This is a genomic window from Gordonia polyisoprenivorans (assembly GCF_017654315.1).
GTDB classification, from domain to species: Bacteria; Actinomycetota; Actinomycetes; order Mycobacteriales; family Mycobacteriaceae; genus Gordonia; species Gordonia polyisoprenivorans_A.
Window position 1 is genome coordinate 2,838,193 of record NZ_CP072203.1, and the last position, 20,384, is coordinate 2,858,576.

Consider the following 20,384-nt stretch of genomic DNA (forward strand, 5'->3'; position numbering starts at 1 on the left):
GTCGGGTCGCCACGTCACGACGAAAGTCTCTTGTGAAGATCGTCGTGAACCACCTGCCGATGGTACGCGCCCACCACCCTGTGGACGCCGTGAGTCCCACCTCGCCGAGGGCGCACGTCGTCGGGTCGCCACCGGGCGCCGGTGAACTCAGCGGATGAGTTCGTCGGCAGGTTCGATACCGTCGGCGTCCGGGTCGACACCGGCATCCCAGAACGCGCGGTACCTACCGCCCAACGCGAGTAGATCCTCGTGTGTTCCCATCTCCACGATCCGTCCGCCGTCGACCACCGCGATCACATCGGCGCGTGCCGCGGTCGCGAGGCGGTGGGCGACGATCACCGACGTCCGGCTGCGGGTCACCGCGTCACCGGCGGCGAGCACCATCGCCTCGGTCGCCTGGTCGAGGGTGGCTGTCGCCTCGTCGAGCAGGAGCAGGTCGGGTTCGACGAGCTCGGCCCGCGCGAGCGCGATGAGCTGGCGCTGCCCCGACGACAATCCGGCCCCGCGCTCGCCGATCGGGTGACGCATGCCGCCCGGCAGGCCGGCGATCATCGTCGTCGCGCCGACCGCCGCGGCGGCCGCGGCGATCTGTTCGTGGTCGGCCTCGGGTCGCCCGTAGGCGATGTTGTCGGCGACGGTGCCGGTGAACAGGTGCGGTTCCTGCGGCACGATGCCGATGTGGCGGCGATAGCCGCGCAGCGTGAACCGGCGGATGTCGGTGCCGTCCATCCGCACCACGCCGTCGGTGGGGTCGTAGAAGCGGGCGAGCAGCTTCACAATCGTCGACTTGCCGGCGCCGGTGCGGCCCACCAGTGCCAGGGAGGTACCGGCGGGGATGTGTAGATCGATGCCGCCGAGCGCGTCGACGGTCGCCCCCGAATAGCGGAATGCGACGTCGTCGAGGCGCGCGTCACCGGTGAATCGAGCACTCCCGGGATCGATCGCATCGCTGCGTTCGGCGACGGTCGTCTCGGTACGCAAGAGGTCGGCGATACGCCGGAGGCCGACGACCGCCTGCTGATAACCGTCGAACACCTGTGAAAGTTGTTGTACGGGACCGAACAACAGCGACAGGTAGAGGATGAAGGCGACCAGGGTGCCCGCCGACAACGCGCCCGTCGTGATCTGGTGCGCGCCGACCGCGATCGTCGCCGCGGTCGCCAGATCGCTGCACAACGTGATGAACGGGAAGTAGACCGAGATCGCCCGCTGCGAGGTCATTCGCGCGCGTACCCAGTCCAACGTCAGCCCGGTGAAGCGGCGGGTGGCCGGGGCGGTGTTGCGGTAGGCCTGGGTGGTCTTGATGCCGGCGATGTTCTCCTGGAAGTCGGCGTTGACCGCACTGACCAGTTCCCGGGAGCGCGTGTAGGCGCGCGAGGCGATCCGGCGGAAGACCACGGTCGCCACGATCAGGACCGGCAGCACCGGCAGGATCAGCGCCCCGAGTTCGAGGTCGGTGAACAGCATCGCCACGGTGACCCCGACCAGCGTCAGCACCGCCACGATCGCGGTCGACAGGCCGGTCTGCAAAAACGTCGAGAGGGCATCGACGTCGGTGGTCATCCGCGTCATGATGCGCCCGGACAACTCGCGCTCGTAGTAGTCGAGGCCGAGCCGCTGCAGGTGCGCGTAGCTGCGCACACGCAAGCCGAACAGCACTCGTTCACCCGCGCGGGTCGAGTACAGCGTCATGCCCGCGGCGGCGAACCAGCCGAGCACGACGGTGCCCACGCCGATACCGGTCGCGATGAGCAGGGTGCGTTCGTCGGTGTGGGTGGCCGCGTCGATGACGGTGCGCGCCAACGACGGGAAGACCAGCCCGGTGAGGGTGTCCACGCCGATCGCCACGATGGCCAGCGCCAGCAGCCAGCGCACCGGCGCCAGGATCTGCCACAGGGAGAAATGCGGATTCTCCACCCGCATCGCGTCGACGTCGACCCGCGGATCCTCGTCGGCGGGCCGCAATCGTGCGACGGACGCAAGCAGCGCCGGGGTGGCGGGCATGGCACCCAATGCGCCGGCGATCCCCGCGCCCCGACCGCCACGGCCCCCGGTTCCACCGGCCGGCGGGGCGCTCGCGGTGCGGGTCGAATCCTCTTCCGGCGCAGGCGCATCGGCGGGCCACAAGTCCCCGGTGTGGTGCGGCGGCGTCGGGGTGAGTGTTGCGGCGGCGTCGTCGGCGACGGACTGGATCGGCGACATCAGCGCACGGAAACGCGGGCTGCGCTCTTCGAGCTCGGCGACGGTGCCCACGTCGACGATCCGGCCCTCGTCGAGGACGGCGACGCGGTCGGCGAGCATGAGGGTCGACCGCCGGTGCGCGAGCACCAGCATGGTGGGCCGGTCGGTGGAGCGGTCGCGCAGACGGTGCAGGATGCGCGACTCGGTGGAGGCGTCGACCGCCGAGGTCGCATCATCGAGGACGAGCAACCGGGGGTCGGCGTAGAGCGCACGTGCCAGGGCCGCCCGCTGTCGTTGACCGCCAGACAGGGTGAGGCCGCGCTCGCCGACGACGGTGTCGAATCCGTCGGGCAGTGCGGTGATGAAGTCGAGGGCGTCGGCGTCCCGGGCGGCGGCGAGCAGGCGCGGCGCCACCGGTCCCGAACCTGGGGTCGGGGACTGCTTGGGACGATCGCCGAGGGTGATGTTGGTGGCAATGGTGTCCGAGTACAGGAACGGCTCGTCGAAGACGACGCCCACCGCCGAGTGCAGGGCATCCGCGGACAGCTCGGAGAGCGGATGACGCGTCGAGGAGTCCGGTCCGGACATCAGCGCGATGGTCCCGCGGTCGGGGCGTCGGTGGCGACTGACGAGATCGGCGAGGGTCGACTTGCCCGATCCGGGCGGACCGACGACGGCGACGCATTCGCCGGGCGCGATCTGCAGATCGATGCCGTCGAGGACGGTGCGGTCGTCGTGGCCGAACACCACACCGGACAACTCCAGTCCCAGCGGGCCGTCGGGCAGACCGGCGGTGTTCGCATCGTCGGGGTCGGTGGGTGCGTCGACGACGTCGTAGACCCGCTCCACCGCGGCGCGGGCGAGTTGACCGCTGACCACTACGTTGGTCAGCAGTCGCGCGAGGGTGGTCATGGTCGTGACGTAGGTCGCGAACGCGAGGAAGGTGCCCGCGGTGATCGACCCGTTCAGGGTGAGGTAGCCACCGACACCGATGACCGCGACCAGGCCGAGTTGCGGGATCGCCGACATGGTCGGGGTGAAATACGAGTTGATCTTGCCCGCACGCAACCGCTTGGCGAAGAGATCGCGTCCGAGTTCGACGAGTTCGTCGACGGCGCGGGTCTCCTGTCCGAATCCCTTGACAACGCGGACACCGGTGACCGTCTCCTCGACGTGTTGTGCCACATCGGCGGCGGCCTGCTGGGCGGACCAGGTGGCCGCGAACAACCGTCTGCGGGTGGTCAGCACGACCACGGCCACCATCGGCAGGATCGCCAGCGAGATCACGGTGAGCAGCGGCGAGAGGTAGAGCATGATGCCCAGCGCGATTACCACCTGGACCGCGGCGCCGGCGGAGAGCGGCACCATCGCGAGCAGTCCCTGCACGATCTGCAGATCCGAGATCGACCGCGAAACGACCTGGCCGGTACGGATGTCGGTCTGGGTGGCGCCGTCGAGATGCAGTAAGGTACGTAAGAGCTTGAGCCGCAACGCATTCTGCACCGAGATCGACAGCTGACCCGCGGTCAGCCGGCGACCGAACTGACAGAAATACCGCACGATCGCGAGTCCGATCATCGCGATCACGATCGTCGGGATGGTCCACGAACCGGGGATGCCGGTGGCGCGGTCGAGGGCCGCGCGCGCGAGCAGTGGCGCGACCAGGTCGACGCCGACCGCCACCAGGGTGACCGACAGGGTCACCGCCACGAGCCGGCGATACTGCAGGCATTCGGTGGTCAGACGGCGCACCCAGCCGCGTCCACCGTCGTCCGGTGAGTCGGCCTCGGGAACCTCCGGCCCGGAGGCGGGTGGATCGACCTGGGGCCGGCGGGGCGTGGCGGTCACGGGTTGCCGCGGGGCAACCAGGGGTCGGAGACAACGGTGCCGTCGAGCGTCCAGTGCTGTGGCGGGGGACCGAAGGCCTCGCGGGCATTGGCGATCACCCGCTTGCCCAGGACCCGGTTGCCCGCTCCGCCGATGACCGCCCCGATACCCGCGGGGAGGAGGCGGCCGATCACCAACGGAGCGCGTTTGAGCGCGTACTTCTTGGCGATCCGGTTCATCAGGTTCTTGTTGAGTTTGGCGAGGGCGCCACTCGGTGCCGAGGCGCGCCCGAGTCGGCGTAGGGCGCCACCCTGCGTTCCGACGACGCGACCGAGGATGCTCAGGCCCTCCTCGCCGAGGGCGACGGTCAGGACCAGCGTCTTGCGACGCTCGCTCTCATGCACTCCGATGCCGTGCACCTCGGCGATCGCGAGTGCCAGCAGCGCCGACGCCTCGAGGAACAGTGCTGTCTCACCGGTCATCGCGCCCAGTGCGGCGAACGTGCCGACGCCGGGGACCGCGGCGGTCGCGCCGACCGCCGATCCGGACCCGGTGACCGCGGTGAGATAGCGCTTCTCCAGGCGGGTGATGATCTGGGCGGGGGAGTCGTCGGGATGTTTCTCCCGAAGCGCCCGAACATATTTGGCGACCGCGGGTGCCTGCAGGCGCTGCGCCTTGTCGAGCATGTTGCCGGTGAACTCCACCGACCGCCCGGACGCGGGGGTCGTCTTCCCGCTCATGACGTCGGCACCCAGTGCTCGGCGGGGACGACCTCGGCGGGCCGCGGGGGTGGTGGCGGGGTGCCGTCGCCGAACGGGGTGCCGCCCAGCTCCTCGCGGTGGTGCGGGGTCAGCCAATTGCGCAGGTCGGGGCCCTGCGGAACGATCCCGGTGGGATTGATGTCGCGGTGGACGATGTAGTAGTGCTGCTTGATCTGGGTGAAATCGGTGGTGTCACCGAAGCCCGGGGTCTGGAAGAGATCGCGGGCGTAGGCCCACAGCACAGGCATCTCGTCGAGTTTGGTGCGATTGCACTTGAAATGGCCGTGGTAGACGGCGTCGAATCGCGCCAACGTGGTGAACAGTCGCACATCGGCCTCGGTGATGGTGTCGCCCACCAGGTATCGCTGTGTCGCGAGACGTTCGGAGAGTTCGTCGAGCTTGGTGAACAGCCGCGCGTAGGCCTTGTCGTAGGAGTCCTGGCTACCGGCGAAACCGCATCGGTAGACGCCGTTGTTGACCTCGGTGTAGACGCCCTTGTTGACGGCGTCGATCTCGTCGCGCAGATGTTCGGGGTAGAGCTGCGGTGCGCCGTCGCGGTGGTGATCGGTCCACTCGAGTTCGAAGTCGATGGTGATCTGCGGGAAGTCGTTGGTGACGACCTCGCCGGTCGGGATGTCCACGATCGCGGGCACGGTGATGCCCTTGGGATAGCCGGGGAAGCGTTTGTCGTAGGCGTCCTTCAGGCGGGGGATGCCGAGCACCGGATCGACGCCGCCGGGGTCGAGGTCGAAGGTCCACGAGTCGGCGTCGTGGGTGGGTCCGCACAGGCCGAGGGAGATGGCGTCCTCGAGTCCGAGGAGCCGGCGCACGATCAGCGTGCGGTTCGCCCACGGGCACGCGCGTGCGGCGACGAGCCGGTAGCGGCCGGCCTCGACGGGGTAGCCGTCCCGGCCGTCCCGGGTGATGCGGGTCTCGATGTATTTGGTGTCGCGGACGAACTCCTGGCCGCCGGTGACGTACGAGCCCTGCGCTCCGGACGATCCCTGAGTTCCGGCTGCTGCTGAGCCCGCCGCGGCGGGGGTGGTGTCGGTGGCCATGACGACCACACTAATCAGCGCTCACGACATTGGCACCGAACACTCCAGGGTGTATATTCCACGTGGAATATTTGGTCTGGGTCGAAAGGTGTGCGACGTGGGATCGGGTCGTGGCGGGGGTGATCATGCGCTTGCTCCGTTGGCGGTGCTGGTGCTCGGGCTACTCGCCGAACAACCACTGCACCCGTACGAGATGGTGCAGATCACTCTCGAGCGACGTGAGGATCGGCTGGTGAAGTTTCGGCCGGGCACGCTCTACCACACGGTCGACCGGCTTCTCGGGAACGGACTGATCGAGGTCCACGACGTCCGACGCGAGGGCAACCGGCCCGAACGCACCGTCTATGCGATCACCGAGGCCGGACAGGAGGCGCTCGTGGTCAATCTCGAGCGCATCCTCGCCCAGCACTCACCCGAGTATCCCGAGCTCTACCTCGCGCTGTCGGAAGCCCATGCCCTTCCCCGGCGGCGGGTGATCGAGTTGCTCTCGGCCCGCATCGAGGCGATGCGCGCCGATCTCGCGCAGTTCGTCGACGCCGCCGAGTGGGCGTCGGGCAAGGGCATCCCGGAGATGTTCTTCCTAGACGCCGGCTGTCGGATCGTCACCCTGCGGACCCAGATCGAGTGGCTCGCCGGTCTTCTCGGCCGTCTGGAGTCCGGAGAGATCGAATGGCTCGACGACCCGGATTCGCCCTATGCCGCCATGCAGCACATGTTCTCCTCCCCAGAGTCTCCACAGAAAGTGACCCCGCAATGAGTACGTCCACCTCCCCGGCGGCGGTGACCAACCGCCCCTGGCTGTCCCTGATGGCGCTGTGCGTCGGATTCTTCATGATCCTCGTTGACATGACGATCGTCGCGGTCGCCCAACCCGAGATCCAGGTCGCCCTGCGCACCGACGTCAACGGCATCGTGTGGGTCACCAGCGCCTACCTGCTCACCTACGCCGTACCGCTGCTGATCACCGGACGGCTCGGTGACAAATACGGCCCCAAACTCGTCTACCAGGTCGGGCTGGTCGTCTTCACCGCCGCGAGTGTGTGGTGCGGTTTCGCCGGTTCGATCGGTGAACTGATCGCTGCACGCGCCCTCCAGGGCATCGGTGCCGCCCTGATCACCCCGCAGACCATGGCCCTCATCACCCGGATCTTCCCGCCCGAGAAGCGCGGCGCGGCCATGGGCGTGTGGGGGACCGTCGCCGGTGTCGCCACCCTGGTCGGCCCGCTGCTCGGCGGAATCCTCACCGACCAATTCGGTTGGGAGTGGATATTCTTCGTGAACCTGCCCGTCGGCATCGTCGGGCTGATCCTCGCCGCCACCCTGGTCCCCTCGGTCGACACCCACGACCATTCCTTCGACTGGATCGGCGTCGTGCTGTCGGCGGTCGGTCTGTCGGCGCTCGTCTTCGGCATCCAGGACGGCGAGAAGTACGACTGGGCCCCCTGGATCTGGGTGCTGATCATCGGCGGCATCGCGGTGATGGCCGTTTTCATCTACTGGCAGTCGCGCATCCGCACCGAACCACTCGTGCCGCTCTCGCTGTTCAAGGACCGCAATTTCACCCTCTCCAACATCGGTATCGCATCGATGGGTTTCGCGATCTCCGGCCTGATGATCCCGGTGATGTTCTTCCTGCAGCTCGTCGGCGGGATGTCGCCGACGCGCTCGGCGGTGATGATGGTGCCGATGGCGGTGCTCACGGGCTTCCTCGCGCCGATCGTCGGTCGAATCCTCGACAAGGTCCATCCCAGCGCGATCATTGCCACCGCGTTGCTGTTGCAGGCGATCGCCGTGGGCTGGGTCGGCGTGATCGCCCGCCCGGCGACACCGGTGTGGCAGTTGGTCATTCCGATGTGTCTGATGGGCATCGCCTCGGCCGGCATCTGGGCTCCGCTGGCGGCGACGGCGACACGAAACCTGCCGTGGCAACAGGCCGGCGCGGGGGCCGGGGTCTACAACACCACCCGGATGATCGGTTCGGTGATCGGTTCGGCGGCCGTCGGCGCCATCATGCAGACCCGACTGGCCGCCGAACTGCCCGGGGTGAACACCACCGAGCAGAGCAGTGCGGTGAGTCAGCTGCCCGCGTTCGTGCGTGAGCCGTTCGCCACCGCCATGGGCCAGTCGCTGTACCTGCCCGCCGGGGTGCTGCTGATCGGTGTTCTCGCCACGTTGTTCCTGACGCGGCCCAAGCACCAGGCATCGCCGTTCACCGCGGCGGCCGCGGTCTCCAAGGGTGAGGTCGAGGGAGCCGGCGCCGCGTAGCCCGGTTTGCCGAGTCCGTCCAGTTCGGGGGAGGTGCCGCGGGATGTCCCCGCGGCGCCTCCCCCGAACTGTCGGTGGCCGATCGTACGGTGTTGGACATGCGGATTCTGCACACCTCGGACTGGCACCTCGGCCGGACGTTCCACGGTGTCGAGCTCCTGTCCGATCAACGTTGGATGCTGGCCGACATCGCGGCGATCGTCGCCGCCGAGTCGGTCGACGTCGTCGTGGTGGCGGGCGATGTGTACGACCGTTCGGTTCCCTCGGCGGATGCGGTGTCCGTCTACGACGCCGGTCTGGGTGACATCGCCGCCGCCGGCGCGCAGATCGTCGTCACCTCCGGCAACCACGATTCACCGACCCGCCTCGGTGCCGCATCGGCATTCGCCGCTGCGGGCGGGCTGCACCTGCGCACGAGTGTCGCTGCCATCGACACACCGGTCCTGCTCGACGACGAGTTCGGCCCGGTCGCGTTCTACGGGATTCCCTACCTCGAACCCGACGCCGTCCGAAAGGCTTTCGACATCGACGCCCCCTGCGGTCATCAGGGCGTACTGGGCGCGGCGATGGACCGGGTGCGCGCCGACGCCACCGCACGCGGCGCGCGTACCGTCGTCGCCGCCCATGCGTTCGTCAGCGGGGCCGTCAGTACCGGATCGGAGCGGTCCATCAGCGTCGGTGGGGTGGAAACGGTTGCCGCCGATACCTTCTCGGGGATCGATTACGTGGCGCTCGGTCACCTGCACTCACCGCAGGAGATCACCCCGGCGGTGCGCTACAGCGGCTCGCCGATGCCGTACTCCTTCGGTGAGAACAGTCATCGCAAGGGCGTGTGGCTCGTCGATCTCGATGCCGACGGCGTGACCGACGTTCGCCTGCACGAGCTGCCCGCCGTGCGTGGATTGTCCTCCCTGCGAGGCACTCTCGACGAACTCCTCGGTGACGAGGCGTACGCCGACGCGCATGAGCATTACATCGAGGCGACGCTCACCGACACCATCCGGCCGCTCGACGCGATGCGGCGGCTGCGCGAGCGATTCCCCTACGCGGTGCACGTGCACTGGGAGCGGCCGGAGGCCCTCGGTCGTCTCGACTACCGGTCGCGGATACGCGGACGCACCGACGCGGAGATCATCGCGGCGTTCGTCGGTGACGTTCGTGACGAGCCGTCGGCGGCCGAGCGTGACCTGATCGAGCGTGCGCTGCGTGAGGTCGTCGGCGAACCGGAAGTGGTCGAGGCCGGTGCCGTAGAGGTCGGTGCTGGTGATGTCAAGGCAATCGAGGCCGATCAGGGGCAGTGGGCGCTGTTCGCCCTCGACACCGAACCGAAGTCGGCGTGAGGCGGCGCGGATGAGACTGCATCGTTTACGGATGACGGCGTTCGGGCCGTTCGCCGCGGACACCGAGATCGATTTCGACGCCCTCGGTGCCGACGGCCTGTTCCTGCTGCACGGGCAGACCGGAGCCGGGAAGACCTCGGTGCTCGATGCCGTGGCCTTCGCGCTGTTCGGCAGGGTGCCCGGTACGCGGCAGGAGGGGCGCCGTCTGCACTCCGATCATGCTGATGCACAGCAGGTTCCGGAAGTGGAGCTCGAGGCGACCATCGGTGGCCGACGGATGCGCATCGTGCGTTCCCCGGAATATCACCGACCCAAGAAGCGCGGAACCGGCACCACCAAGGTCCAGGCGAAGGCCACGATGACCTGGCTCGACGATTCGGGCCCGGCACTGACCCGGCTACCGGAGATCGGTGAGTCGATCACGCGACTGCTCGGGATGAGTGCCGATCAGTTCTTCCAGGTGGTGCTCCTCCCGCAGGGCGACTTCGCGCGATTCCTGCGCGCGAGCTCCGAGGATCGAGAAGCGTTGCTGGAGCGACTGTTCGACACCGAGCGGTTCGGTGGGGTCGAGGAGTGGCTCAAGGACCGTGCCCGGCAGGCAGAAGCCGCTCTCGGTGAGAAGGCGGCGGCGGTCGAACGCATCGCCGGTCAGATGGCGGCAGTACTCGACTGCGAGCCACCGACGGAGGCGGAGATCGACTGGGCGCAGGGGTGTCTGACCAATGCCCGGGAGACCGTCGAGACCGCCCACCGGCGACTCACCGCGGCGCAGGCCGAACTCGACGGTGCGCAGACAGCACTCGCGAACGGAAATCGGCTGGCGGAATTGCGGCGTCGAGGTCTCGAGGCGCAGGAGCGATTGGCTCAGCTCGATGCCGGAGCGGCCGACCTCGAGGAGGTACGCGTCGCGGCACGGGCAGCTCGCGCCGCGGCACCGATCATTCCGCTGGCCGACGACCACGACGCCGCAGCATCGGCTGCGACCACCGCGAGTCGCGTATACGACTCTGCCGCAGTGGGATTCGCCGATCTACCCGAGGGCGCCGCGCTCGCGAGCTCCGACGCCGATCTCGATGCGGCGATCGAACGGTGGACCGGGGAGTCGGCGCGGTGGGAGCCGCTCTCGCGGCGCGTCGAACAGCGTCCGACGCTGCTGACCGACCTTCGTCGGCTCGACGCCGAAGTGGCTGCCGCACAAGCCCGTACCGCCGAGCTGACTGACATGCTGGAGGCCGCGCCGGACCGCCGTCAGGCTGCGGTGACCGCGTTGACGGCCGCCTCCGAGGCGAGATCCGACGTGCAACGGCTCGCCGCCGACCGCGAACGATGCGAGGAGCTGGTCGCATCGCTCGTCGCGCGACAAGCACTGGACGCCGAGCTCATGCAGGCTCGCACGGAGGTGCTCGCCGCACGTGAATCACACACCGCCGCACGCGAACACCACCTCGATCTGCGGGAGCGCCGGATCGCCGGCATGGCCGCCGAGCTCGCCTCGACGCTCGCCCCGGGAGAGCCGTGCATGGTGTGCGGATCAACCGAGCACCCCGCGCCCGCCGACGCAGGCGAGCAGACCGACGTCGCGAAGACCGCGGAGGCCGCGGCCGCGGCCGCCGAAGATCGTGCGGCCGAGCGCCGGGGGCGAGCCGAGACGGCGCTGGCCACGCTCGAGGCACGCCGTGCGCACCTCGACGACGAGATCGGAGAGGAATCCGCGGATGCGGTGAGGTCGCGTCGACAGGTACTCGACCGTGAGCTCGCCGACGCCCGGACCCGGGTGGCGTCGATCCCGACCCTCGAACGCGCCGTCAACGCCATCGAGGCCGAGATCGAGACCTGGCGCACCGAACTCGGCCGTCTCGCGGCATCCACGTCGGCGCGCGCGGAACGCCGCTCGTCGCTGCGTCGCGAGATCGACGATCTCGATGCCGAGGTCGCACAGGCCACCGGCGGGCGTATCGGTGTCGATGAGCGACGTGCCGAGCTGGCCGAGTTGTGCCGCCGGGCCCGAGCCCTGCGCGACGCGCGAGCCGACCTGTACCGCGCGGTCCGGCACCGTGATGACCTCGCCGGTCGGCTCGAATTGCGGTTGTCCGAGGCCGGATTCAGTGATGTTGGCGCGCTGCGCGCCGCGGCGGCGACGCCCACGCAGCTCGGTGCCTGGGAGACGATGATCTCTCGGGCGGCGGAGCTGCGTGCCGGCGCCCAGGAGACGATGGCTGACGCCGACGTCGCTGCGGCGGTGTCGACCGAGCCGGTCGACACCGGCGTTTTGTCGGAGGCGCTGGCGCAGGCCCAACGGCGGCAGGAAGCGGCGGCGCGTGAGCACGCCCTGGCCGCCCGAACGGTGACGCGACTCGAGGAGCTCGTCGCCGAGTTCTGGTCGGCGCTAGACGTGCTGGCACCGGCCCGGGAGCGGCACGCTCGCGTGCAGGGTCTGTCCGATCTGGTCGCCGGGCGCGGCCAGAACTCGCGCAAGATGTCGCTGCACTCCTACGTGCTGGCCTCGCGTCTCGAGGAAGTCTTGGTGGCGGCGTCGGTTCGGCTGCATCAGATGTCCTCGGGCCGTTACGAATTCGTCCACTCCGACGCGGCCGGTCCACGCGGCCGCCGCGGTGGGTTGGGCATCGAAGTGCACGACGAGTACACCGGCGCCGTTCGTGCGGCCACCACGTTGTCCGGTGGAGAGACCTTCTTCGCCTCGCTGGCCCTGGCCCTCGGACTGGCCGATGTCGTGTCTGCGGAATCCGGTGGCCGCGTCCTCGACACCATCTTCATCGACGAGGGCTTCGGTTCCCTGGACCCCGAGGCGCTCGACCTCGTCATGGGCGTCCTCGACGAGTTGCGTTCGGGCGGACGGGTGGTCGGCGTCGTCAGCCACGTCGACGAGATGCGCGCGAGGATTCCGGCGCAACTGCACGTGATGCGAGGGACCAACGGGTCCTCGGTGCGCATGGACGGCGTGGTGGGCGTGTCGTGACCTGCCGGATTGGGTTGCCGGACCGGAGTGCGCTACTCTGAGTGCCGCCCGTTGAGCCCCCGTAGCTCAGGGGATAGAGCGTCTGCCTCCGGAGCAGAAGGCCGCAGGTTCGAATCCTGCCGGGGGCACCGTAGCTTCCCTACCGGACTCCTGGTCTATGTGCGTTTTTTGTGCGGTAGAAGCGCATGCCCCTCTACCCGTACCGCTTCTTCTCAACTGTTTCCCCGCCGCGACAGTGCCCGCTTGCACCGGCACCGGCACCGGCACCGACGCAGCTCCGGCGATGACACCCTCATACCACCCACCCGTCATCAGTGCGCTGCGTCGTCTGCTGATCAGCGGATTTGGCGAAGCTCTGGTGGGAACTTGGTTCACCGGCTTTGATCTCGGTCTTGTGACCGATGTCGGTATCGCTTCATGGACTGAGCACAGTGATGAGATCACGATGCACCCTCGAAATGTCTCGTCGTCACAGGTGCACCATTGGTCGAGGCGACTGCCCTGACGGGGCACCCCGACGGTTGGTCTGTCCACCGTCCGATCCGGCACGTTCGCCATGGCAAGGAGGCGGACCTACGATGCTCGGGGAGACGGACAACGTCGCAGTATCAAAAGATGTCTCAGGTGGAGGATTCATTCGATGCGCATCTTGGAAAGAGTGGAAACGTCGGCGTCATTGATATGATCGGAGTATTCGCCGGAGCAGATTCAGGAAATCGAGGGTATGCTAATTCCCCGCCAAAGTTGGATCAGCGCAAGTTAGTGAGGATAGGATTCTGGATTGCACGCGATTAATTTTGGTGACAGGCGCGATGTGCCAAGCACGAAGTATTTGTGGTGGGTTTCGCAGGATACATTTGATCGGGCTTTGGAGGAGGCGGTGAACAAAGGGTATTTACCAGAGTCGGCTCTGCTGATAAAGGGCGAGGTGCAGATGTATAAAGGACTCTCGAAGACTGCGGGAACCCTGGATTTGATTGACGGGCTCTGTAGAGTGGCTCGCGATCACGCGCCGTCTGCTTCGCGGGGACTGGCTGCGCAATACGAGGAGGAACTTGCGGAGCTGCCCGGGATATATCGCCGCCTACTGGCAGACGGTAAGGTCGACAACTGAGTGGTCGATGTCCGACGATGTAGTATGCGCTCGGCAATCCGCATCGACAACAATCGGGGCGCGACCGGTCTACGACGCGCAGTAGGGATGGCTCCTGTCGGGGCCAGCTTGATTTCGATGGGGGTGCGTATAGAAATATGTGGCACTTCCATGCAGGCTGTGAAAGACCTTCTGGCGGGTGGAAACGGGGTGTTGGGATTTGATGGAGGGCGTCGGTTCTTTGTCCCGGAGATTTGACGAACTCTGCGCCAGATACAAACAACACCTGTTGTCGCTCGACGTGCTCTCATGGCTGCTTGAGGAAATTGTGATCTTGCACGAAGATGGCAGCCGAGCGAACGCTGAGGAGTTGCGAGGGGTGTGGTCGGAGATCGAGATAATCAACGCGCTGAGTCTGGAGTCGGGTAACTCCCCGAGTGTGCCGGAAGTAGTGAGACTTCTCGATGAGTTTGGCGTCCTCTTGGGTCGTGCTGATTCCAGTCCGTAACTCGCCCGATGACAATTGAGCTGACACCTGAACAGAGGGACGCCTTGTTTTACCTCGCCGATCAGCAAGGCGACGGATGCAGTGTGCAGGCAGATGGACACCGTCGTTTCAGTGGAGGGGACGCCGACGATGGCTCGTCTCAACGTGCGGCAGGGAGTCCCACTCAGTCATCTCCCGGACGGGCAGTGTGCAGGCGTGCTCGGTGTTGTGGATAGCTCGGGCCACTTGGCGGGCGAGTTGCTGCTATGGATGGCTCACGGGCTGATCGACACAGTCGAGCAGGCCTGGTACGGGGATTCACCACCGCTTGCTCTTCCTGATCGAAGCCGCGTGAGGACCTACACGGAACTCGGCTGGTGAGTTCGCGAGTGGTTCGTGCCGGCGTACCGGAACACCCTTCCCGCGGAAACGTCGTGTATCGCCCACTATCCCGTCACACCCACCTGTAACGTCGGCAGCGCACGCTGGACAACAGCGTGCAGTCGTGACGTCCGGCCCCGGGAGATCGGTATCAGTATGAGCGAGCACAGAATCCGCCTCGACGTCGACGCAGACGGCGTCGCCACGGTCACGCTGGATCGTGCCGAGAAGCACAACGCTCTCGACGCCGCGATGTTCGAGGCGCTCGTGGACGTCACCGAGAAGCTGGCCGCGGATCGCACCGTGCGCGCCGTCGTACTCCACGGAGACGGCAAGAGTTTCTGTTCGGGCCTCGACATCACGAGTCTGGGCGACCGCGAGGGCAGCGGTCCGATGGATCTCCTGACACGCGAGGACGGCCGCGCCGCCAATCTGGCCCAGCGTGTGTCCTACGACTGGTCGCGCATCGCCGCGCCGGTGATCGCCGCTGTGCACGGCAACTGCTTCGGCGGCGGAATGCAGATCGCGCTCGGTGCCGATCTCCGATATGCGGCGCCGGATGCCCGTCTGTCGATCATGGAGGTCAAGTGGGGTCTGGTACCCGACATGGGTATCACCCAGACCCTGCCGCGGCTCGTCGGCATCGACGTCGCCAAGGAGTTGACGTTCACCGGGCGCATCGTGAGCGGCACCGAAGCCGATGCGCTCGGCCTCGTCACCCGCGTCGCCGACGACCCGCTCGCCGAGGCATTGGCGCTGGCTCACGAGATCGCCGGCAAATCCCCGCATGCGGTTCAGGCCGCCAAGCGTCTCTACGACGACACCTGGACGAGCTCCGATCCGGCGTCAGCGCTGCTGCTGGAGAGCGAACTGCAGGTCGGTCTGATGGGTTCGCCGAATCAGTTGGAGGCGGTCGCGGCGGGGATGAGCCGCCGCACGCCCGTGTTCGCCGATCCGGAGGTTCAGCAATGAACGGGCCCAACAGAATTCCCACACAAGGGCGCCACGCATGACGATCCGGATGAACAACGTCGGCATCGTCGTCGAGGATCTCTCGGCGGTGATCGACTTCTTCGTCGAACTCGGGCTCGAGCTCGAGGGTCGCGCGATGGCCGAGGGGGAGTGGGCCGGTCGGGTGACCGGGCTGGCCGATCAGCGCGTCGAGGTCGCGATGATGCGCACCCCCGACGGACACGGTCGGCTCGAACTCTCACGGTTCCTCGCACCCGAGGTGATCGACGACCATCGCAACGCGCCGGTGAACGCGCTCGGATATCTGCGCGTCATGTTCGAGGTCGATGACCTCGACGACACCCTCGCCCGAGCCGTCGCCAAAGGCGCGCGTCTCGTCGGCCCCGAGGTGGTGCAGTACGAGAATGTCTATCGCCTCTGCTACATCCGGGGACCCGAGAACATCCTGGTGGGACTCGCCCAGAACATCAGCTGAGTACTCGCTCGACGAGTGCGAGCTCGCCAGAACCTCAGGCGTCGGGGACGAACCCGCTGTCGGCGCCTTCGGCGAGCCCCACGTAGAGGCGGCGCCACGGGTCGTGGCCCACGAGATGCCACCGATGTCCGGTGCCGACGGTGTCCTCGGCCACCAGCACGATCCCCGGTTCGAGCCGGAACTGCTCCCCGTCGCGGGTCACGAAGTCCAGAACACCGGCGAGGGTGATGACGTACTGCCGCCGCGGCGCGGTGTGCCAGTCGAGTGACCCGCCGCTCTCGGTTTCCTGGAACGCCGAGGTGGTCGTGGCCGCCGAGGCCGAGCGCACCGCGTTCTCCACCAGATCGATGTGTCCGTGCTGAACGTGTGAACGTCCGTTCTCGTCGTTGTGCAGGCGGATGGCTCGGATCATGGGGTCACCCTAGCGATTCGCCGAGGTCTGCCGGCGCCGAGCCGCTCCGGTTGGGCTTCGCGCGGTGCGGCTGATTGCTACGGTCGGTCCATGTGTCGCTGGTTGGCCTACACCGGTTCCCCGATTCATCTCGAGGACCTGCTGACCAGGCCGTCGCACTCGCTGGTCGACCAGAGCTTCGAGGCGCGTCAGCTCTATCTCCCGGGCTCGCCGATGATTCGGCATCACGACTGGCCGACCAACGGCGACGGCTTCGGGTTCGGGTGGTACGGCGATCGCGATTTTCCCGGCCAGTACCGCGACACCCGGCCCGCCTGGAGCGACCACAACCTGCAGCGACTCGCCGAGCAGATCCGGTCACCGATGTTCCTCGCGCGTGTGCGCGCGGCGCTCGGCGGCACCACCGAACGTGTGAACTGCCATCCGTTCGTGCACGGGCGCTGGCTGTTTCAGCACAACGGGGAGATTCCGCGGTTCTCCGATCTCAAGCGGGACCTGACCTTCGACATCGACCCCCAGCTGTATCCATTCGTGGAGGGCAACGCCGACACCGAGGTGTGCTTCTTCCTCGCCCTGACCTACGGACTGGCGAGCGACCCGAAGGGCGCGTTCGCGCGGATGGTGGCCCGTATCGAGCGGGCGCGCGCCGACCACGGCGTCGTCGAACCCTTCGTCGGTACCTTCTGCGCCGCCGACGGCGACGCGCTCTACGCGCTGAGGTATTCGAGCGACCGGTCCTCGCGCACGCTGTATCACTCGACGGGACACATGCGGTTGTCGGCGGCCGATCCGGGAGCGCACATCGAGCTGCCCGCCGACGGCCGGATTCTGGTGTCCGAGCCGCTCGAACTGGAGTACCGCGACACGCATTGGACGGCGGTGCCGGAATGGTCGTTCGTCACCCTGCGGGCCGGGGCCGAACCCGTCGTCGAGGAGTTCGACCCGACGCCGACCGCCTGACGAGTCCCGCGGGGCGGCCGGGCAGGGTGGCCCCGGTCGAGCCGATTGTTCCCGGCCTCCGGCGGGACCATAGGATGATGTGTTGTGACTCCCGCCGATCTCGCCGTGCTGCTGAGCTCTGTCACCCGCACCGTCGTGGCAGACCATGACCTCGACACGTCATTGGTCCCCGACGCCGTGGTGGTGGAGCGACCGCGTCATGCCGACCACGGCGACTACGCCACCAACGTCGCACTGCAACTGGGCAAGAAGCTCGGGGTGAATCCCCGTGAGCTGGCCGGATGGCTCGCCGATGCCTTCGCTTCCACCGACGGGATCGCCAAGGCCGAGGTCGCGGGCCCAGGATTCGTCAACATCTGGTTGGCGGCGGCCGCGCAGAACACCGTCGTCGCCACGGTGCTCGACCGGGGCACGCAGTACGGTCGCGGCGACGAATTCGCCGACAAGGTGATCAACCTCGAATTCGTCTCGGCCAACCCGACCGGGCCGATCCACCTCGGTGGCACCCGGTGGGCCGCGGTCGGCGACGCGCTCGGACGCGTGCTGGCGGCCCGCGGGGCCGCGGTGACGCGCGAGTACTACTTCAACGATCACGGCGCCCAGATCGATCGCTTCGCGCGGTCGCTGGAGGCTGCGGCACTCGGCGAGCCGACGCCCGAGGACGGGTACGCGGGCGAGTACATCGTCGACATCGCGCGTCAGGTCACGGAGAAGGTTCCTGGTGTTCTCGACCAGCCGGAGGCGCAGCGGGTCGAGACCTTCCGTGCAGAGGGCGTCGAGTTGATGTTCGACCACATCAAGGCGAGCCTGCACGAGTTCGGCACCGACTTCGACGTCTTCACCCACGAGAACAAGATGTTCGAGACCGGGCTGGTCGACGAGTGCATCGCCGAGCTGAAGGCCAACGGCAACCTCTACGAGTCCGACGGCGCCTGGTGGCTGCGCACCGAGCAGTACGGTGACGACAAGGATCGCGTCGTCATCAAGAGTGACGGAGAGGCCGCCTACATCGCCGGCGACATCGCCTACTACCGCGACAAGCGCAACCGGGGCTTCAACCTGTGCATCTACATGTTGGGCGCCGACCACCACGGATACATCAAGCGGCTCAAGGCGGCCGCGGCCTCCCTCGGTGACGACCCGGACACCGTCGAGGTGCTGATCGGACAGATGGTGAACCTCGTGCGCGACGGCAAGCCGGTGCGGATGAGCAAGCGTGCCGGCACGGTGATCACCCTCGACGACCTCGTCGACGCGGTCGGGGTGGACGCCGCCCGGTATGCGCTGATCCGCTCGTCGATCGACGTCAACATCGACATCGACCTCGATCTGCTCGCCAAGCAGTCCAACGACAACCCGGTGTACTACGTGCAGTACGCCCACGCCCGCCTTGCCGCACTCGGACGCAACGCCGACGATCTCGGGCTCTCGGCGAGCATCGAGCACCTCGATCTGCTCGACACCGCCGAAGAAGGCGACCTCATCAAGACCCTCGGCGACTTCGACGAGGTGGTCGCGACCGCCGCGACTCTGCGTGAGCCGCACCGTATCTGCCGCTACCTCGAGAGCCTCGCCGGGACCTATCACCGCTTCTACGCCCACTGCCGAGTGTTGCCGCAGGGCGAGGAGGAGGCCGGCGACATCCACCGCGCCCGGCTGGCCCTGTGCGCGGCGAGCCGTCAGGTCCTGGCCAACGGATTGGCACTGGTCGGCGTCGGCGCACCGGAGCGGATGTGAACGCCCACCCCGCCGGGCCGCGGCACGCCGACCTCGTGGCTGCCCCGCACCTGGCGCAGAAACCCAACGATCCCGCGGTACTCGCCGAGATCCCGGCCCAGGTGTGGCCGCGCAACGCCGTTCGCGACTCCTCGGGTGAACTGCAGATCGCCGGGGTCGGGGTGAGCGAGCTCGCCGAGACCTTCGACACCCCGCTGTTCGTCATCGACGAGTCCGATTTCCGGTCGCGCTGCGCGGACATGATCGACGCGTTCGGGCCCTATGGCCGAGTGCACTACGCGTCAAAAGCCTTCCTGTGCACCGAGATCGCCAAGTGGGTCGATCAGGAGGGCTTGTCGATCGACGTGTGCTCCGGTGGCGAATTGGCGATCGCACTGCACGCCGGATTCCCGCCCGAGCGAATCGCCTTCCACGGCAACAACAAAAGTGTTGCCGAGCTCGCCGCGGCACTCGATGCCGGGGTCGGGCACATCGTCTGCGACTCGATGACCGAGATCGAGCGACTCGACGCACTCGCCGGCGAACGAGGTCTCGTCGCCGACGTGCTGATCCGGGTCACCGTCGGCGTCGAGGCCCACACCCACGAATTCATCGCAACCGCGCACGAGGACCAGAAATTCGGCTTCGCGCTGACCGGCGGGGTCGCCATGGAGGCGGTCCGTCGTGTCTTCGCGACCGACAACCTGCGACTGGTCGGCCTCCACAGTCACATCGGTTCGCAGATCTTCGACATGGACGGTTTCGAGCTCGCCGCACACCGCGTCCTCGGCCTGCTGCACGACGTGGTCGCCGAGTTCGGAGTGGACAAGACCTCACAGATGTCGATCGTGGATCTCGGTGGGGGACTGGGCATTTCCTACGTTCCAGAAGATCGGCCGTTGCCCGTCGTCGCGGTGGCACAAACTCTGGCCGAGATCGTCAAGCGTGAATCGGCGGCGGTCGGGCTGCCGATGCCGACGATCGCGGTCGAGCCCGGCCGCGCGATCGCCGGCCCCGGTACCATCACCCTCTACCGCGTCGGCACCATCAAGGACGTCGAACTCGGTGGGGGAGCGATTCGACGCTACGTGTCGGTCGACGGCGGCATGAGCGACAACATCCGCACGGTGCTCTATCAGGCCGAGTACGACGTGCGGCTGGTCTCGCGGGTGTCCGACGCCCCCGCAGTGGTCAGTCGCGTCGTCGGAAAGCATTGTGAGAGCGGCGATATCGTCATCAAGGACTGTTGGCTGCCGGAGGATCTGGCGCCCGGGGACCTGATCGCGGTGGCTGCCACCGGGGCTTACTGTTATTCGATGTCCTCGCGGTACAACATGGTCACCCGCCCGGCTGTCGTCGGTGTTGCCGACGGTTCGGCCCGGGTGATCCTGCGACGCGAGACGATCGACGATTTCCTGAGGCTGGAGGTGACCTAGGTGAGCCAGACGCAAGACCCCACCGGAGCGGGTACACAGACAC

At 67.3% G+C, this 20,384-nt stretch carries 13 protein-coding genes and 1 tRNA gene; 10 read left to right on the forward strand and 4 right to left on the reverse strand.

Annotated elements, in window-relative coordinates; genetic code table 11:
• Positions 1-147 precede the first annotated feature (147 nt).
• From J6U32_RS12810 to J6U32_RS12820, 3 genes are read right to left on the reverse strand one after another with little or no spacing between them, the layout of a single operon-like run.
• Complete coding sequence (locus J6U32_RS12810) at positions 148-4,029, reverse strand: ABC transporter ATP-binding protein (protein ID WP_208795766.1); 3,882 nt, start codon at positions 4,027-4,029, stop codon at positions 148-150.
• Complete coding sequence (locus tag J6U32_RS12815; RefSeq protein ID WP_208795767.1) at positions 4,026-4,748, reverse strand: hypothetical protein; 723 nt, start codon at positions 4,746-4,748, stop codon at positions 4,026-4,028. The genes J6U32_RS12810 and J6U32_RS12815 overlap by 4 nt, the downstream gene beginning before the upstream one ends.
• Positions 4,745-5,827 carry a glutathione S-transferase family protein gene (locus J6U32_RS12820; protein WP_208795768.1) on the reverse strand — a complete coding sequence of 361 codons (1,083 nt, stop codon included), beginning with the start codon at positions 5,825-5,827 and terminating at the stop codon, positions 4,745-4,747. The genes J6U32_RS12815 and J6U32_RS12820 overlap by 4 nt, the downstream gene beginning before the upstream one ends.
• A 97-nt stretch (positions 5,828-5,924) precedes the next feature.
• Between J6U32_RS12820 and J6U32_RS12825 the strand changes: the two genes are divergently transcribed.
• The 7 genes from J6U32_RS12825 (at position 5,925) to J6U32_RS12855 (ending at position 15,817) form a co-directional block, all read left to right on the forward strand.
• A complete protein-coding gene (locus J6U32_RS12825) occupies positions 5,925-6,584 on the forward strand; it encodes a helix-turn-helix transcriptional regulator (protein WP_425324128.1) in 660 nt (219 codons plus the stop codon).
• Complete coding sequence (locus tag J6U32_RS12830; RefSeq protein ID WP_208795770.1) at positions 6,581-8,092, forward strand: MFS transporter; 1,512 nt, start codon at positions 6,581-6,583, stop codon at positions 8,090-8,092. The genes J6U32_RS12825 and J6U32_RS12830 overlap by 4 nt, the downstream gene beginning before the upstream one ends.
• A 98-nt stretch (positions 8,093-8,190) precedes the next feature.
• Complete coding sequence (locus tag J6U32_RS12835; RefSeq protein ID WP_208795771.1) at positions 8,191-9,432, forward strand: exonuclease SbcCD subunit D; 1,242 nt, start codon at positions 8,191-8,193, stop codon at positions 9,430-9,432.
• 10 nt (positions 9,433-9,442) lie between these two features.
• On the forward strand, positions 9,443-12,409 hold the full coding sequence (locus J6U32_RS12840) for an AAA family ATPase (RefSeq protein WP_208795772.1): 2,967 nt from the start codon (positions 9,443-9,445) through the stop codon (positions 12,407-12,409).
• 55 nt (positions 12,410-12,464) lie between these two features.
• Positions 12,465-12,537 (forward strand) — tRNA-Arg (locus J6U32_RS12845).
• Positions 12,538-14,526: 1,989 nt separating this feature from the next.
• Entirely contained in the window at positions 14,527-15,342 is an 816-nt protein-coding gene (locus J6U32_RS12850) for a crotonase/enoyl-CoA hydratase family protein (RefSeq protein WP_208795773.1), read from the forward strand.
• A 37-nt stretch (positions 15,343-15,379) separates the two neighbouring features.
• On the forward strand, positions 15,380-15,817 hold the full coding sequence (locus tag J6U32_RS12855; protein ID WP_208795774.1) for a VOC family protein: 438 nt from the start codon (positions 15,380-15,382) through the stop codon (positions 15,815-15,817).
• A gap of 34 nt (positions 15,818-15,851) precedes the next feature.
• On the opposite strand, the gene J6U32_RS12860 is transcribed toward J6U32_RS12855, so the two are convergent.
• Positions 15,852-16,229, reverse strand: coding sequence for a cupin domain-containing protein (locus J6U32_RS12860; RefSeq protein ID WP_208795775.1), 378 nt, complete (start codon positions 16,227-16,229; stop codon positions 15,852-15,854).
• A gap of 90 nt (positions 16,230-16,319) precedes the next feature.
• Between J6U32_RS12860 and J6U32_RS12865 the strand changes: the two genes are divergently transcribed.
• The 3 genes from J6U32_RS12865 (at position 16,320) to lysA (ending at position 20,341) form a co-directional block, all read left to right on the forward strand.
• Entirely contained in the window at positions 16,320-17,189 is an 870-nt protein-coding gene (locus J6U32_RS12865; protein WP_208795776.1) for a class II glutamine amidotransferase, read from the forward strand.
• An 84-nt stretch (positions 17,190-17,273) separates the two neighbouring features.
• Positions 17,274-18,926, forward strand: a complete 1,653-nt coding sequence (gene argS, locus J6U32_RS12870) for an arginine--tRNA ligase (protein WP_208795777.1) — start codon at positions 17,274-17,276, stop codon at positions 18,924-18,926.
• Positions 18,923-20,341, forward strand: coding sequence for a diaminopimelate decarboxylase (lysA, locus tag J6U32_RS12875; protein ID WP_208795778.1), 1,419 nt, complete (start codon positions 18,923-18,925; stop codon positions 20,339-20,341). Before argS ends, lysA begins: the two co-directional genes overlap by 4 nt.
• Positions 20,342-20,384 lie beyond the last annotated feature (43 nt).